The sequence below is a fragment of the Escherichia sp. E14V7 genome (assembly GCF_004212225.1).
GTDB lineage: Bacteria > Pseudomonadota > Gammaproteobacteria > Enterobacterales > Enterobacteriaceae > Escherichia.
Genome location: NZ_RHJJ01000005.1, coordinates 210934 through 226576, shown reverse-complemented (window position 1 = coordinate 226576; position 15643 = coordinate 210934). Strand labels below are relative to the sequence as shown.

Genomic DNA, 15643 nt, shown 5'->3' with positions numbered 1-15643 from the left:
TCAAGCGTCGCATCAGGCACAAATGTCTAATGCCTACGACTACAGCGAAATACAGGTCCCCGCTTCGCCCGCCAGCGTCTCTTCAATTCGCGATAACGCCCCAATCCACGCGGGTTTACCACGGCTTCTGACATAACCACTCACCGCCGTCACCTTCGGCCCCATCGAACCATCGGCTTTGGCAAATGGCGCTAACTCATCCGGTGTGGCACGGCGAATGGCGCGTTGCTGCGGCGTTCCCCAGTTTTCATATACCGCATCAGCATCGGTGAGGATCACCAGTCCATCTGCATTAATCTGCTCGGCGAGCAACGCAGCGGCGAGATCTTTATCAATCACTGCTTCACTCCCTGCTCCGTCATCCGTCACAGGCACACCGCCGCCGCCACTGCAAATCACCACATGCCCCTCTTTGAGCAACAGCTCGATGGCTTCGCTGTCGAGAATTTTACGCGGTTGCGGAGACGCCACCACCCGGCGTAAATATTTACCATCACGTTTCATCTGCCAGCCGTAAGCCGCTTCCAGCGACTCTTGTTCTTCTGGCTGATAAATCGGACCAATAAATTTCTCTGGCTGCAAAAATGCCGGATCATCAGGCGAAACTTCAATGCGCGTCAGCACCGTCGTGACAGGCGGCATCTGCGGCTGTGCGCTCAAACTCTGCACCAGCATATAGCCAATCATCCCCTGGCTTTCCGCCACCAGCACATCCAGCGGATACGGTTCTACCTCTTTCCACGCCAGATTCTGCAATGCCAGCAGCCCCACCTGCGGCCCGTTGCCGTGAACAATCGCCAGCCGATAAGAACGGGCCAGGCGCGCCAGCGCGGGTACAGCACTGGCGATATTGCGATATTGATTTTCTGCCGTCAGCGCCTCGCCGCGCTGGAGTAAGGCGTTGCCCCCAAGAGCTACAACCAGTGTTTTCATGGTGTTCCTTGTAATAATTGTTGACCAAGCCAGAACCCCAGCAGCGTATCTGCCCCTGACGTGTGCCCCAGCGCCAGCAGCGAATCAATCGCAACAGCGGTACGTTTCGGGCAACTCAGGGCATGAACAAAGTGCAGGAGTGGCGAGGCGAAATATCCTTGCGCGGCATAACGTAAATAACTGACGCTCACCGCTGTGGTAACGAGTTGAAGATTGTCGGAACAGGCAAAAAACGGGCGACCGGAGCGCGCATCTAAAGCGCCATAATACCAGGCCGCCAGCAGCATTCCGCTCAGCGTGTCATCATGACTTGGCGTTAATCCGGGACCTTTACCCAGCCAGTGCCGCCAGTCGGTCTTAACGCCATTGAGAGCGGCCTGAAAACAGTGACGAAACTGGCGTAATTCAGCGGGAAGCGGATCGCTTGCCGCCATCGCCAGCGGTCCGAAAAGCCCGGTTTCCTCCGCGCGTTGCATCCATGTAGCTGCAAGCGGTTGAGGATGCGCAGGCGGCGTTATACGCAGCAAACAATAACGCTGTGGCTGTTTAACCGTGAAACGCCCGAGGCGAATCCCTTGTGCCACAACCTGTGGTCGTTCATTGCCGCATAATCCACAACATAACGCATCGAATTGCGCGCGGCGAAGCACCCATCCTCCGGGGCCGAAACCACTTCCCTGACGATGCAGCGTTAACAGTTCGCCGCTTTCCGTCATCAGGTTAATCGCACGCCGCCACACTCCCGCTAACCGCCAGGACTGGCGATAATTCGGTGCGCTATGGCTGGCAAGCAGAGGATGGATGATCGTCATTGCGCGTTCCTCAACCAATCCCCATACTTTCAGCCAGTGCTTCCAGCGCCTGTTCAAAGCACGCCAGCGGTGCCCGCACGGTGCCTGCGCCAATCTGCCCGATCCCCGCCTCTTTATGGGCGATTCCGGTATTGATGAGTGGCGTAATGCCGGTTTCTACCACGCGACGAATATCCAGCCCCAGGCACGCGCCCTGGAAATCCCAGCCGGGGATCTGCAACTGCATATTGCGCTCAAGGAAGATTTCCGCCATCTCTTCAGAAACTGTTCTGGCAGCTTCCATGCCACCCGCACCGACAAAGCGCGTTACGCCAGGTGCGGCGATCATTGCGGCGCCTCCGATACCAAAGGTTTCGGTAATCGCGCTATCGCCCATATCCGGGTTCGCCTGCTCCTGCGAAAATCCGGTGAAAAACAGACCTTGTGGAGTGTTTACAGGCGCAGTAAACCAGCGGTCGCCCAGCCCGCTTACCCGAATCCCGAACATATTGCCGTTGCGGGTCATCGCCGTAACGATACTGCCCGCACGAATCATCGCACCTGCATCCATCGCCGCCTTGCAGTAAGCCATCGCGAGGTTGAGGAAGAACTGATCGGTCACGCTGAGGAAATCCATCACTTCCGCGATGTGCTGTTTATCATGATCGAGGCGAGCAATTTGTGAGGCCAGCGCGCGCATTAACAGTGCTGAGGAAGCAATATTGCGTTGATGGAACTCATCGCCCATCGTAATGCCCTGCGCCATCATCGCGGTGAGATCGATACCGCGCTCCATGCGCCCCAGCGCCGCGCTTAATACTGGCATTAACACATCGCGCATCCAGCGATGGCGAGTCAGGACATCTTCGCCGTAAGCGCCAAAACGCATCACTTTGCCGATACCTTCGTTGAGGTTGCAGTACGCCCGGTTGCCGTCGGTCACGTTCTCGACCACCAGCATCGGCATACTGGCAGAAGTAATGCCGCCCATTGGCCCGACGGCATTCACATGGTGACAAGGAATGAAGTTCACTTCCCCCTGCTCCAGCATCGCCAGTGCCTGCGCTTCCTCTTTCGCCCAGCCTTCAAACAGACACGCGCCCACGCATGCCCCTTTCATTGGCCCGGTCATCTCCTGCCAGCGCATCGGCGGCCCGGCGTGAAGCAGTGTTTTTCCCTGATTTAACGCGCTAATGAGAGAAGAAGCCGGTTGCACATCCAGCCAGTGTGGACGAGCGCGACGAATTTGTTCGATAACCGCAGCATTGGCTTGCGCCACTGATGTAAACATGGGAACCCCTTATTGCAAACGTTCTAATAAACGAGCCAGTTTTTTATTGCCGCCAGCGACTGGCGCCCATTGGTAATGCACTACCGATTTACTGGCGCTTTGTAGCTCCAGCGCAAAGCTGCGTAATCCGATGTTAATCACGGCGACGTTTTCCAGTAATGACGGTATGTGTTGCTGAGTGGCAGGCGAAAGCGGACGAATCAGTGCCGCCGCCAGCAAGGTGGCTTCCGGCAGCGAACTGACTACTGCGATCCCCGCATCTTCCAGCGTGGCGATTTGCTGCGAGCGGCATTGCGGGTCACGTTCGGTACCTGTCACCGTGGCAATGGCATACAGTGGTTGATTGTCTGAACGCGCGGCACAGGCTTTTTGCCAGGCGCTCACCAGCGAGGCGGCAGGATCGGCGGTCGCGCCGAAGCCAATCACCACATCAAGCAGCAACACGTGCACTTGCGGTTTAGCGCCGAGATCGGCAATTAACAGGTTGCGTAAGGTCGGGTCGATCATCGGATGGGGACGCCCGACGGTGTAAAAATCATCGCCCAGGTCGAGGATCTGATGTCCGTCGGCGTCCAGCATCATGCCATGTTGATGGGTATCGTCGGCTTCCACGCCAAGGTGTCCGGCAAGTAATCCCGCCGCTTCAGCAGCCAGCGTACCGCCGGTATACAAACCGCAAATAAATCCGCTGCTGACAGGCGCTATCGCGTTACGTCGCGCAGTGACGCGTGAAAGCAGACAAGCCAGGCGTGCGGCCTCATCCAGCGAGGAGGCAAACCAGACATTCTCGTCGCGGGCCACCGCCGGGGTATAACCTAAAAACAGCGCCACCGTCGGTTTGCCGGTTGCTTTGATGGCATTAACAATTTTCAGACGCACAGCTTCGGCAGGTGGTTTTGAAACAAATGCCAGCACTTCGCTTTTCTCGTCTGCACTGAGCATTTCCAGCGCCATCAGCGCACTGATGCCGCCCACTTCACGGCTGAGATCGCGCCCGCCAAGGCCAATCGCGTGAGTAATTCCCTCCCCTGCCAGCGCAATCTGCGAACACAGTTCCTGAATCCCGGTACCGGAAGCGCCAATGACGCCAATGTTGCCTTCCGGCATCACGTTAGCAAAAGCCAGCGGCGTGGCGGCAATCATTGATGTACCGCAGTCCGGCCCCATTACCAGCAGGCCTTTTTCCCGCGCGCGGGTTTTAAGTTGGATTTCATCTTCCAGCGTGACGTTATCGGAGAACATCATCACGTTGAGGTTGCGATCCAGCGCCTGGTTCGCCAGCTCCGCCGCATACTCGCCAGCCACTGAAATCAGCGCCAGATTGGCATCGGGTAATTTCTGACAGGCGCTGTCCCAGCGACGCACCTGCGTCAACGCCTGGCTGCTGCCTGAACCCTGCGCCAGTTGTTTTAACGCCTCTTCAAGCTGCTGCATAATCGCCTGCGCGATCCCCGCATCCGTCGCTTCGCTACGAATTGCCACGCAAATATCGTTCGGCGTGGCGTGATTAAAATCGTCATGCCAGAAACCTGTGGTATCTAATAACGCTTTATTGGCGGGCGTACCCATCATTACGGAAACATCATCAACATTTTCTGATTCGCTGAGTTTTCGTGAAATAATCATTAAACTGACCGAATCCTGAAAACACCCTTTTTTAATAAAGGCGTGGATCATAACAACTCCTTAAAAATTGCACCCATGGCAATTGCACGAGCAGTGTTAATGTGGCGATTACGGTATCGATGACAACGAGTAAATAAGGTGATGAATATCACACAGGGATTATTAACAAAAGAATTCAAATAACCGCCAGGCTATTACGCGTTATTTTTTAATAAGCGTGGTTGTTTTAAAAACCAGGTTAAAAGCGAGCGGATTATCAAATAAATTCTAACTATATTTTTTTGCCTGTCTGGATCACATAATCCAGATATTTTCCCTGTATGTTAATTGCAGTCATGCTTCACACCGTCGTTAAAAAGGAAGACAGATGAAAATCAGTCGGGAAACACTCCACCAGCTAATTGAGAATAAACTCTGCCAGGCTGGGTTAAAACGTGAGCACGCTGCAACCGTGGCTGAAGTATTGGTTTATGCCGATGCCAGAGGGATCCATTCTCATGGCGCGGTACGCGTTGAATACTACGCCGAACGCATTTCAAAAGGCGGCACCAACCGCGAACCGGAGTTTCGTCTTGAAGAAACCGGGCCATGTTCGGCAATTTTACATGCCGATAATGCCGCCGGGCAGGTCGCGGCGAAAATGGGTATGGAACATGCCATCAAAACCGCCCAGCAAAATGGCGTTGCGGTGGTCGGCATCAGCCGGATGGGTCACAGCGGCGCAATCTCTTATTTTGTGCAGCAGGCAGCTCGCGCCGGATTAATTGGCATTTCGATGTGCCAGTCCGATCCAATGGTGGTGCCGTTTGGCGGCGCGGAAATTTACTACGGTACTAACCCACTGGCCTTTGCCGCACCGGGAGAAGGCGACGAGATCCTTACCTTTGATATGGCGACTACCGTACAGGCATGGGGAAAAGTGCTCGACGCCCGCTCGCGTAATATGTCTATCCCGGACACCTGGGCGGTCGATAAAAACGGTGCACCAACAACCGATCCGTTCGCGGTACATGCTCTGCTCCCCGCCGCTGGGCCGAAAGGGTATGGCCTGATGATGATGATTGACGTCCTCTCAGGCGTGTTACTCGGCTTACCGTTCGGGCGACAAGTTAGTTCGATGTATGACGATTTACACGCCGGGCGTAATTTGGGGCAATTACATTTAGTTATTAACCCGAACTTTTTCTCCTCCAGCGAATTATTCCGTCAACATCTTAGCCAGACCATGCGCGAATTAAATGCCATTACCCCCGCGCCCGGTTTTAATCAGGTTTATTATCCCGGACAGGATCAGGATATTAAACAACGCAAAGCCGCCGTCGAAGGCATCGAAATTGTTGATGATATTTACCAATATTTAATTTCCGACGCGCTTTATAACACGTCATACGAAACGAAAAATCCCTTTGCGCAATAATTATTGAGACAGGACTTTCTTATGATTACACATTTTCGTCAAGCCATAGAAGAAACGCTGCCCTGGCTTTCCTCTTTTGGCACTGACCCAACGGGTGGAATGACCCGTTTACTTTATTCGCCGGAATGGCTGGAAACCCAGCAGCAATTTAAAAAAAGAATGGCCGCAAGTGGGCTGGAAACGCGTTTCGATAAAGTGGGGAATTTATACGGTCGCCTGAGTGGCACCGAATATCCACAGGAAGTGATTCTGAGCGGTTCGCATATCGATACCGTAGTTAACGGCGGTAATCTCGACGGGCAATTCGGCGCGCTGGCGGCGTGGCTGGCAATTGACTGGCTGAAAACGCAATACGGTGCCCCGCTGCGTACGGTCGAAGTGGTGGCGATGGCGGAAGAAGAAGGCAGCCGCTTCCCGTATGTCTTCTGGGGCAGTAAAAATATCTTTGGGCTGGCGAATCCTGACGACGTGCGGAATATCTGTGATGCCAAAGGAAATAGTTTTGTCGATGCGATGAAGGCTTGCGGATTTACTCTGCCGAACGCCCCACTAACTCCACGCCAGGTTATTAAAGCTTTTGTTGAATTGCATATTGAACAGGGCTGTGTGCTGGAAAGTAATGGGCAGTCAATTGGCGTGGTGAATGCAATTGTCGGGCAACGTCGCTATACGGTGACGCTGAACGGTGAATCAAACCATGCAGGCACCACGCCGATGGGCTATCGTCGTGATACGGTTTACGCTTTCAGTCGCATTTGCCATCAGTCGGTCGAAAAAGCGAAAAAGATGGGCGACCCGCTGGTGCTGACTTTTGGCAAAGTAGAGCCGCGCCCGAATACGGTGAATGTGGTGCCGGGGAAAACCACGTTCACCATTGATTGTCGTCATACCGACGCCGCCATGCTGCGCGATTTCACCCAACAGTTAGAAAACGACATGCGGGCGATTTGCGATGAAATGGACATTGGTATTGATATCGATTTATGGATGGACGAAGAACCCGTGCCGATGAATAAGGAGCTGGTCGCCACCCTGACAAAATTGTGTGAAAGCGAAAAACTGAATTACCGGGTGATGCACAGTGGTGCCGGGCACGACGCGCAAATTTTCGCGCCTCGCGTACCAACCTGCATGATTTTCATTCCCAGCATTAACGGGATCAGCCATAACCCGGCGGAACGCACCAATATTACCGACCTTGCCGAAGGGGTCAAAACGTTGGCACTCATGCTTTATCAACTTGCCTGGCAGAAATAAGGGGTCATAAATGGGATATTTAAATAACGTCACCGGTTACCGCGATGATTTACTGGCTAACCGTGCAATTGTGAAACATGGTAATTTCGCGCTGTTAACGCCAGATGGCCTGGTAAAAAATATTATTCCGGGCTTTGAAAATTGTGACGCGACAATCCTCTCCACGCCAAAGCTGGGAGCCTCTTTTGTTGATTATCTGGTCACACTGCATCAAAACGGCGGCAACCAACAGGGCTTCGGTGGCGAAGGAATTGAAACCTTCCTGTATGTGATCTCTGGAAATATCACTGCCAAAGCCGAAGGAAAAACATTTGCCTTAAGCGAAGGTGGCTATCTTTATTGCCCGCCAGGCTCCTTAATGACGTTTGTTAACGCCCAGGCCGAAGATAGCCAAATCTTTTTATATAAGCGTCGCTATGTTCCGGTAGAAGGTCATGCGCCGTGGCTGGTTTCTGGCAATGCCAGCGAACCGGAACGCATTCATTATGAAGGCATGGACGATGTTATTCTGCTGGATTTCCTGCCCAAAGAGTTAGGTTTTGATATGAACATGCATATCCTCTCTTTTGCGCCAGGTGCCAGCCACGGTTATATCGAAACACACGTTCAGGAACACGGTGCCTATATTCTTTCCGGTCAGGGGGTTTATAACCTCGACAATAACTGGATCCCGGTGAAAAAAGGCGATTACATCTTTATGGGCGCTTATTCCTTACAGGCCGGTTATGGCGTAGGGCGTGGTGAAGCGTTTAGTTATATTTATTCGAAAGATTGCAACCGCGACGTTGAGATTTAAGTAATACCACTCTCGCTGATATTTTTATTTTAGCTATGTTGGATTTCGCCACGGTTTATACCGTGGCTTTTTTTGTAACATTGCCTGATGCGCTTCGCTTATCAGGCCTACATGATAATTTCCGGGATGGATCCGGCATACACAACACGCACGTTGTCAGCAATCTGAAGCAGATGCGATATAAACCGCATCCGCTCTAATGGTAAGAATCAGAGTTTAATTCCCTGACCTATTTTAATGGCGCAGGCAATATTTCGCGCGCTGTGGAAGAGATTGGTTTCACCGCTGGTTAGCACTTCGGCTAAAGGTGCCAGACGTGGCAAAATGCTGAATACCGCATCAATGCCGTACTGGTGCACCACTTCCACGCCATCACCCAATACGCCAGCAATTCCAATCACCGGTACATTAAACTGCTTCGCCACCGACGCAACACCCAGCGGCGCTTTACCGCCTGCCGTTTGCGAGTCGATGCGCCCTTCCCCGGTAATCACCAGTGCTGCGCCCTGCACTGCCTGCGCAAGATTGACCGCATTCAACACAATCTCAATACCCGGTTTAATATCCGCATTGAGAAATACCGCCGCCGCAATACCCATACCGCCCGCCGCGCCGCCGCCCGCCATCTGGCAGACGTTGATTTCAGTTTGCCGTTGTAAAACACGGGCGTAATTTTGCAGCCCCTGCTCCAGCTCTTCGACCATTTCCGGCGTTGCCCCTTTTTGCGGGCCAAACACCGCCGCCGCGCCGCGTGCCCCTACCAGCGGGTTATCAACGTCACATGCTACTTCAATATGGCAATTCGCCAGACGCGGATCGCATTCCTCCATCTCAATGCTAGCCACGCGTGCTAAATTGCCGCCGTTAGCCGCCAGCACCTGACCAGCGGCATCAAGGAAACGCACACCGAGTGCCTGCGCCATGCCCATACCGCCGTCGACCGTCGCACTGCCACCAATGCCGAGAATAATATGGCGAATGCCGTTATCCAGCGCATGACGAATTAACTCCCCCGTACCAAAACTGGAGGCCAGCAACGGATTACGCTTTTCAGGCGCGACCAGCATCAGGCCGCTTGCCGCCGCCATCTCAATCACCGCCGTTTTCCCGTCGCCGGTAAGGCCATAAAAAGCATTCACTGTTTCGCCCATCGGCCCACAGACTTCAAGCGTCACGATGTTACCGCCAGTCGCAGCAACCATCGCATCCACCGTGCCTTCGCCGCCATCCGCTATCGGCAAACAGATATAGTGCGCATCGGGAAAGAGGGTCGAAAACCCGGCTTTAATTGCCTGACAACATTTTTCTGCACTTAAGCTCTCTTTAAAAGAGTCTGGCGCAATGACAATCTTCATTATCAATCCTTTTTCAACAAATTATTCGATGCGTTCCCACGGAATAAGGTTATCCATGAGAACAGCCAGTAATATCCCGACCAGTAAGCCGTTACTGAGCAGAGGACGCAGCGTTAATGGAAGGTCTTGCAGATACACAGGCGGTAATGCCATTAAAAATATGCCGACAAATAACGGCAATGCGAGTCGATAAATATTGCGAGCGGTAAACGTTATTTGCTGGCTAAACACCAGCGCCGAAAAGAGTAAAGGCAGATAAGAAACCAGCATGACCGCGCTACTCACCGGTAAGGGAATACTGCAAAACAGTCGCGTGAGTGCCGGAACCAGCGCCACCAGCAGGCAAATAACGCTGCCATAAATAAATGAACGCCGCGTGTAATCACCAGTCTGGGTTAATAAACCAATGGATGAAACAAACGGTGAGAATGGAATTACTGCCAGCGGCACGGTTATCAGTGTCATAAATCCGGTCGCCACAAAGCTGCGACGATAACGCGTATTCCCCGCACCCTGCTGCGGATAAAAAACATCCGTGCCACGAATCGCACCGTAGGTATTGCTGATATTTACCAGACCTGTAATCACCGCCGTCAGAATAATCCCCAGCGACAAAGCACCGCCACTGCCGAGCGGGAACCACTGCCAGTGCAACTCACCGGAGAGCGAATGCGAAGAAGGAAAGCAAAAGTACCACAACAACCAGCCGGTTATGGTGCCAACCAGCAGGCCGTAACGGGCAAAACGTTGCGGCAGGAAGATAATCATCCCCAGTACCAGGCACATCACCGCCACCGAGAGCGCGAACGGCGGTAACTGAATCTTAAAATTCGGGTCGGCTATGCCAAACGGCAGCCCGAGCATACCTTTGAAAAAGATAGTGGTCAGCTGCGCGCCCAGCATCAACATAAACAAGACCATCACCGACGGCGTAAATAACCGCGCCAGGCGATGACCTAATCCGCTAAAACCAATCAACATCGTCAGCACGCCAGAGAGCGCAATTCCCACCGCCAGGCTGGTAGCGATATCGTTGATCGGTGTCCCGCGCGAGGCTTCGCCGAGAGTAATCGTGAGGATGGTTCCCCACCACAGGCCACCTGGCCCTTCCATAATAGCGCGACGATGACCGAAGAATGCCTGAGCGAAGCAGGCCAGCGCGGTTGCGAGAAAAGCATATTGCGTGAGCGTAAGCAGGCTACTTTGCGGCAACTGAAAAGCAGAAAGTAGCGTAGGAGGAACCACAACCGTGTTGCAAAAAATAAAGAAAAACCACTGAAATCCTGATAACAGGCTTTCGCGGCTCACTGCAAAATTGAACATAAACACACCTTAACCGAAGAATGCCCGCCGCAAGGACGGGCATTGCAGGGGCCAGATTACTGCTGATGTTTAAGGATAAATTGACCTTTCGGCGCAACAGGGAAGCCCTGTTCGATGTCGTAAATCACATCACCACGTAAGAGGGTTTTCGTGATACGCGCGCCAATGGTACGGCCAACATACGGGCTGACTTTGTGGCGATATTCCAGATCGTCATTGGTAAGAACATAGCTGCTATTCGGCTGAATGAAGACGAAGTCGGCATCTTTTCCTGGGGCGATACGGCCTTTTTGCTGCAGACCGAAAATATCTGCTGCGTTAGTCGCCATTAATTTGCCGAACATTTCCAGAGACATACCGCGTTTCTGTACCGCTTCATCGAACATCACGTCCATGCAGCTTTGCAGACCGGCGATACCGCCCCATGCTTTCATGATGTTGCCCGCTTTCATTTCCGGCGGGCATGGAGAGTGGTCGGAAACCAGGCAGTCGATTTCACCGTTAAACAGTTTTTCCCACATGCCTTTCTGGTTTTCCAGATCGCGGATCGGCGGAGAACACTTCGCCAGGGTGCCAATTTCTTCGAACTGATCGGTATCCAGCACAAAGTAATGCGGGCAGGATTCACAGGTAACGTCCTGACCTTCCTGACGTGCACGAGTGACTTCCTCAACACCTTCCGGGCTGCTGACGTGGCAAACGTGCAGACGGCAACCAGCAACTTTCGCCAGGTACAGTACGCGGCGAATCGCTTCCACTTCGGTAAATACCGGACGCGAAGCCACATAGTCATGAGCAGTTACGCGACCTTCACGCTTCGCTTCGTCACCCAGTTCGTCACAGATCAGCGCGTTTTCGCAGTGCACCAGCACCGGCTGACCCAGTTCGCCCAGCTTCTGCGCGCCTTTGAAGAACTGCCAGTCGTTTACATCACGGAAGTCGTTGTCGATACCGCGATCGCCACAGGTCGCAACGAAGCATTTGAAGCCGACAACGCCCACTTCATCCAGCTCATGCAGACGGTCGATGTTGTAAGACACCAGGCCACCGAGTTGTGCCGCATCGATAGTCAGCTTGCCTTTAGCAGCATCGAACTTCAGTTCAATAGAAGCGCGGTCAACCGTTGCAGGCAGCTGGTTGAGCGGCATTTCGATCATGGTGGTGATACCGCCTTTTGCCGCTGCGCGAGTACCAGTTTCATAACCTTCCCAGTGGCTACGGCCCGGTTCAGAAATATGGGTGTGCGCATCGACCATGCCCGGAGAAACCACCAGGCCAGACGCATCCATAACTTCTTTTGCATCGCCCAGATCCTGACCGATAGCGGCAATTTTTCCGCCTTTAATGGCGATATCTACAACGCGAGCTTCGTTTTCTAAAATGACGGTGCCGTTTTTAATAATTAAATCAAAAGACATAACAAACTCCTTGTAAAATACAGATTGGTTTTTCTAACTCAATTTTGAATATCGGGATTAATTAACCTGTGACTTTTTGTTCTCCTGTTTTTTCGACTGCTGTGCGTTTTTTTAATAAAGCGTAGGCCGCAAAGGCGACGATAACGCCGACAAACCATGAAACACGCGATAACGGTTCCATGACCGGAATAAATTTACCGCCGAGAGATAAAATAACCGCTACCAGAGTTACTGAGAACGCCGTGAGATTAAATCCGTTATCGTAATATTTGAAATCACCTGAAGCGGTATACAGTTCATCAAGATTAATTTGTCCGCGCATCACCACAAAATAATGCGCCATCATGACACCAATTACCGGACCCAGCATTCCACCGATAATATCGAGGAACAGATAAATACTGTCCTGATTTTCCATTAATTTCCACGGGCAGATCAGCAAACTGATAATACTGGCAATCAGTACGCCGGTTTTATAGGTCAGTTTCGTTGGTGCAATAGCGGCAATCTGATAACCGGCTGGAATAATATTACCGGTGGCGTTAGTGGAAATGGTCGTCATCAGAATAACCAGTACCGCAAAGAACGAGGCGAACAAGCTGTCCCAACGTTGAACAATATCCAGCACGTTCCAGGTATCAGCGCCGTAATGAATACTGGCGCCAGCAATAATACTTACCCCGGCGACCGCAAACAGAATATAGGCCACCACTAATCCCAGCGTTTGCCCCAGCGCCTGCTCACGGAAAGAGTGGGCGTTTTGCGTAAAGTCAGATGCACTCACCGCCGGTGCCGCCCAGACCGCAACCACCGCGTTTATCACCACCAGGAACAGGAAGCCACCGTTTTCTGCTTTCTGCACTCCACTGGGGATGTAGTCGAGGATTGGACCGATCCCAACCAGCGAAATCGCCCAAATCGCCATGCCGCCGAAAACGATATAGATGCACGGGTTAAGAATGGCGGTGAATTTATTTAAAACTTTGCCGCCGCCAAAACCAATACCAACGTTAACCAGCCAGAAGAGTAAGAAAGTGATTAAGCCCGGTAGAGAAAGGCCTAACAGAGTGAAATCACCACCGAGAGTTAAAAATCCCGGCCAGATTTTGCCAATCAGAATCAAGCAGGCCAGTGACCCCGCGTAACATTGCAGGCCAAACCACATAATGGCAGCAATACCGCCTCTTAATAATCCGGGAAACAGTGCGCCACGTACGCCATAAGAAGCACGCAGGATCATGGCAAACGGTACGCCGTATTTACTGCCCGCAGCACCGTTTAATACCATTACCGCGGCAATGAAAAAGGCGCTGAGGATAATTGCCAGCATAATACTAAAGGTAGACAAGCCGAGAATAAAAAAGCCGCCGACCATCACATAATTGGGAACGTTATGAACCGAACCCATCCATAAGGTAAAATAGTTAAATGTTTTCCAGGTCCGCTGGCTTTGCGTTTTCGGCAATAGATCTTCGCTATAGCCGCGTTGCTGGAATAGTTTTCTCTGATGTTCCATAAATCCCTCTTAATTTCACGTATCGAATAACGTTGTTTTAATCTAGCTATGAGGAACAAATAAAAATATTATTTTTAATACTGAAGCAACGTCGTTGGCTGCTTTCTTTTTTTAATATTGCTGGCCGATTCATTTGCTGATATCGGCCATTTTTATTGCGGGCATCAGGCCAGTTTATGATTCGCCATTAATTCCAGCGCCTGCACTAACGCAGAGTGATCCAACTGGCTGCCACCGTTTGCCGCACAGGTATTAAATAGCTCCTGGCAGGTCGCGGTGTTTGGCAGGTTCAGCGCCAGTGCTTTCGCACTTTGCAGTGCCAGGTTGAGATCTTTCTGGTGCAGAGCGATTTTGAAGCCCGGATTAAAGGTGCGTTTAATCATGCGCTCACCGTGAACTTCCAGAATACGTGAGGAAGCAAAGCCGCCCATCAGCGCCTGGCGCACACGTACCGGGTCCGCACCGGCTTTTGAAGCAAACAGCAGGGCTTCAGAAACCGCTTCAATATTGAGCGCCACGATAATCTGGTTTGCCACTTTGCAGGTTTGACCGTCGCCGTTACCACCCACGAGGGTGATATTTTTACCGAGCAGTTCAAACAGCGGTTTCACGCGTTCAAATACCGCTTCGTCACCGCCAACCATAATTGACAACGTCCCTTCACGCGCGCCGATTTCACCGCCGGAGACTGGCGCATCGAGATAATCGCCACCCAGTTCATTCACCTGACGAGCGAAACGTTTAGTTTCAATCGGTGAAATGGAGCTCATATCAACAATGGTCTTGCCCTTCAGCGCGGCTTTGGTACAACCATTTTCACCAAACAGAACTTCTTCAACGTGCGGCGTATCCGGCACCATTATAAAAATGATGTCGGCAGCGTCCGTTACCTGGCGCGCGGTGTCGACATTAACAGCACCGAGTGACAGTAATTCATCAGCAACCGGTCCAATGGTCGTGACATGTAATTGATGACCGGCACGCGCCAGATTAATGGCCATCGGAGTACCCATAATGCCTAAGCCAATAAATCCCAGTTTCATAATTAACCTCTTTTTAAATGTCGCTATTCCTGAATCTAGACAACACGATCCCCTGCCGACTTAGCGGCCTAAAAAAGCATTGCCTGAACAGCGTTACGTTTTAACGGTACGGATCCATCCAGCGTAAACCAGCTTCCGTGGTGGTTTGAGGTTTATATTCACACCCAACCCAACCGTTGTAGTCAGAATTTTCAATTACCGTAAAGAGATATTCGTAATTAATTTCTCCGGTCCCTGGTTCGCCGCGATGTGGATTATCGGCAATTTGCAGGTGACCAATTTTATCGGCCCATTGGGTCATGGTGTTGGTTAATTCACCTTCCATCCGCTGCATGTGATAAATGTCATACTGAATTTTCAAATTGCAGCAACCAACATCATCAATCAATTTCAGCGCCTGCCGAGTTCCGGTGAGATGGAAACCAGGAATATCAAAATGGTTAATAGGTTCAATCAGTAATAAAATATCTTCTTTCATCAGCATATTCGCGGCATAACGTAGGTTTTCTACAAGCGTTGCGTGAATCTGTTCACTGCTGAAACCTGCCGGTGTTTTACCGACCAGACAGTTAATTTTTTTATTACCCAACACACGGGCATAACGAATCGCTGCTGCTACGCCATCACGAAACTCGTCTTCACGGCCAGGAATACAGGCAATACCCCGCTCGCCTGCCGCCCAGTCACCCGCCGGTAAATTGTGCAGCGTATGCTCGAGTTTATTACTCGCCAGTACCTGTTTTAATTCTTCAATGTCGTAGTCATAAGGAAACATAAATTCAACACCGCGAAAACCACACTGCGCGGCTTTCTCAAAACGGGCGAGAAAATCATATTCACCAAATAACATCGATAAATTAGCAGAGAAACGTAACAT

At 51.7% G+C, this 15643-nt stretch carries 13 protein-coding genes; 3 read left to right on the top strand and 10 right to left on the bottom strand.

From position 1 onward, the window contains the following. Nucleotides 1-39 precede the first annotated feature (39 nt). The 4 genes from D9741_RS06830 to D9741_RS06815 are packed head-to-tail and all read right to left on the bottom strand — an operon-like array spanning nt 40 to nt 4692. Nucleotides 40-933: a carbamate kinase gene (locus D9741_RS06830; protein ID WP_130215567.1), complete on the bottom strand. Its 894-nt coding sequence runs from the start codon at nt 931-933 to the stop codon at nt 40-42. Further along, nucleotides 930-1745, bottom strand: a complete 816-nt coding sequence (locus D9741_RS06825) for a DUF2877 domain-containing protein (RefSeq protein ID WP_130215565.1) — start codon at nt 1743-1745, stop codon at nt 930-932. Before D9741_RS06825 ends, D9741_RS06830 begins: the two co-directional genes overlap by 4 nt. A gap of 10 nt (nt 1746-1755) precedes the next feature. Then, nucleotides 1756-3015 (bottom strand): DUF1116 domain-containing protein, encoded by a 1260-nt coding sequence (locus tag D9741_RS06820; RefSeq protein WP_130215563.1) that lies wholly within the window; start codon nt 3013-3015, stop codon nt 1756-1758. A gap of 9 nt (nt 3016-3024) precedes the next feature. Next, the gene (locus D9741_RS06815) at nt 3025-4692 is read right to left on the bottom strand and encodes an acyl-CoA synthetase FdrA (protein WP_130215561.1); all 1668 of its coding nucleotides are present in this window, start codon (nt 4690-4692) and stop codon (nt 3025-3027) included. Between the two features lie 316 nt (nt 4693-5008). On the opposite strand from D9741_RS06815, the gene allD reads away from it, so the two are divergent. Genes allD through allE form a run of 3 tightly spaced genes read left to right on the top strand, consistent with a single transcriptional unit; the run spans nt 5009 to nt 8111 of the window. Beyond that, nucleotides 5009-6058: an ureidoglycolate dehydrogenase gene (gene allD / locus D9741_RS06810; RefSeq protein ID WP_000703912.1), complete on the top strand. Its 1050-nt coding sequence runs from the start codon at nt 5009-5011 to the stop codon at nt 6056-6058. A 21-nt stretch (nt 6059-6079) separates the two neighbouring features. Further along, nucleotides 6080-7315: an allantoate deiminase gene (gene allC, locus D9741_RS06805; protein WP_130215559.1), complete on the top strand. Its 1236-nt coding sequence runs from the start codon at nt 6080-6082 to the stop codon at nt 7313-7315. Between the two features lie 10 nt (nt 7316-7325). Beyond that, nucleotides 7326-8111 (top strand): (S)-ureidoglycine aminohydrolase, encoded by a 786-nt coding sequence (allE, locus tag D9741_RS06800; RefSeq protein WP_130215557.1) that lies wholly within the window; start codon nt 7326-7328, stop codon nt 8109-8111. Nucleotides 8112-8320: 209 nt separating this feature from the next. Here allE and glxK read toward each other — a convergent pair whose 3' ends face one another. From glxK to hyi, 6 genes are all read right to left on the bottom strand, one after another. After that, nucleotides 8321-9466: a glycerate 3-kinase gene (gene glxK, locus D9741_RS06795; RefSeq protein ID WP_130215555.1), complete on the bottom strand. Its 1146-nt coding sequence runs from the start codon at nt 9464-9466 to the stop codon at nt 8321-8323. A gap of 21 nt (nt 9467-9487) precedes the next feature. Beyond that, nucleotides 9488-10789 carry a uracil/xanthine transporter gene (locus D9741_RS06790; RefSeq protein WP_130215553.1) on the bottom strand — a complete coding sequence of 434 codons (1302 nt, stop codon included), beginning with the start codon at nt 10787-10789 and terminating at the stop codon, nt 9488-9490. Nucleotides 10790-10845: 56 nt separating this feature from the next. Then, entirely contained in the window at nt 10846-12207 is a 1362-nt protein-coding gene (allB, locus tag D9741_RS06785; protein ID WP_130215551.1) for an allantoinase AllB, read from the bottom strand. Between the two features lie 61 nt (nt 12208-12268). After that, nucleotides 12269-13723, bottom strand: coding sequence for a putative allantoin permease (locus tag D9741_RS06780; protein WP_130215549.1), 1455 nt, complete (start codon nt 13721-13723; stop codon nt 12269-12271). A 164-nt stretch (nt 13724-13887) separates the two neighbouring features. Beyond that, nucleotides 13888-14766, bottom strand: coding sequence for a 2-hydroxy-3-oxopropionate reductase (gene glxR / locus D9741_RS06775; protein ID WP_130215547.1), 879 nt, complete (start codon nt 14764-14766; stop codon nt 13888-13890). A gap of 100 nt (nt 14767-14866) precedes the next feature. Next, entirely contained in the window at nt 14867-15643 is a 777-nt protein-coding gene (gene hyi / locus D9741_RS06770) for a hydroxypyruvate isomerase (RefSeq protein WP_130215545.1), read from the bottom strand.

What these genes read in the sequence shown, in the direction of transcription:
- allE (WP_130215557.1), top strand. Translation starts at nt 7,326, where the DNA reads ATGGGATATTTAAATAACGTCACCGGTTACCGCGATGATTTACTGGCT.
- allC (WP_130215559.1), top strand. Translation starts at nt 6,080, where the DNA reads ATGATTACACATTTTCGTCAAGCCATAGAAGAAACGCTGCCCTGGCTT.
- D9741_RS06830 (WP_130215567.1), bottom strand. Translation starts at nt 933, where the DNA reads ATGAAAACACTGGTTGTAGCTCTTGGGGGCAACGCCTTACTCCAGCGC.
- glxR (WP_130215547.1), bottom strand. Translation starts at nt 14,766, where the DNA reads ATGAAACTGGGATTTATTGGCTTAGGCATTATGGGTACTCCGATGGCC.
- D9741_RS06815 (WP_130215561.1), bottom strand. Translation starts at nt 4,692, where the DNA reads ATGATCCACGCCTTTATTAAAAAAGGGTGTTTTCAGGATTCGGTCAGT.
- allD (WP_000703912.1), top strand. Translation starts at nt 5,009, where the DNA reads ATGAAAATCAGTCGGGAAACACTCCACCAGCTAATTGAGAATAAACTC.
- D9741_RS06820 (WP_130215563.1), bottom strand. Translation starts at nt 3,015, where the DNA reads ATGTTTACATCAGTGGCGCAAGCCAATGCTGCGGTTATCGAACAAATT.
- D9741_RS06780 (WP_130215549.1), bottom strand. Translation starts at nt 13,723, where the DNA reads ATGGAACATCAGAGAAAACTATTCCAGCAACGCGGCTATAGCGAAGAT.
- hyi (WP_130215545.1), bottom strand. Translation starts at nt 15,643, where the DNA reads ATGTTACGTTTCTCTGCTAATTTATCGATGTTATTTGGTGAATATGAT.
- glxK (WP_130215555.1), bottom strand. Translation starts at nt 9,466, where the DNA reads ATGAAGATTGTCATTGCGCCAGACTCTTTTAAAGAGAGCTTAAGTGCA.
- D9741_RS06790 (WP_130215553.1), bottom strand. Translation starts at nt 10,789, where the DNA reads ATGTTCAATTTTGCAGTGAGCCGCGAAAGCCTGTTATCAGGATTTCAG.
- D9741_RS06825 (WP_130215565.1), bottom strand. Translation starts at nt 1,745, where the DNA reads ATGACGATCATCCATCCTCTGCTTGCCAGCCATAGCGCACCGAATTAT.
- allB (WP_130215551.1), bottom strand. Translation starts at nt 12,207, where the DNA reads ATGTCTTTTGATTTAATTATTAAAAACGGCACCGTCATTTTAGAAAAC.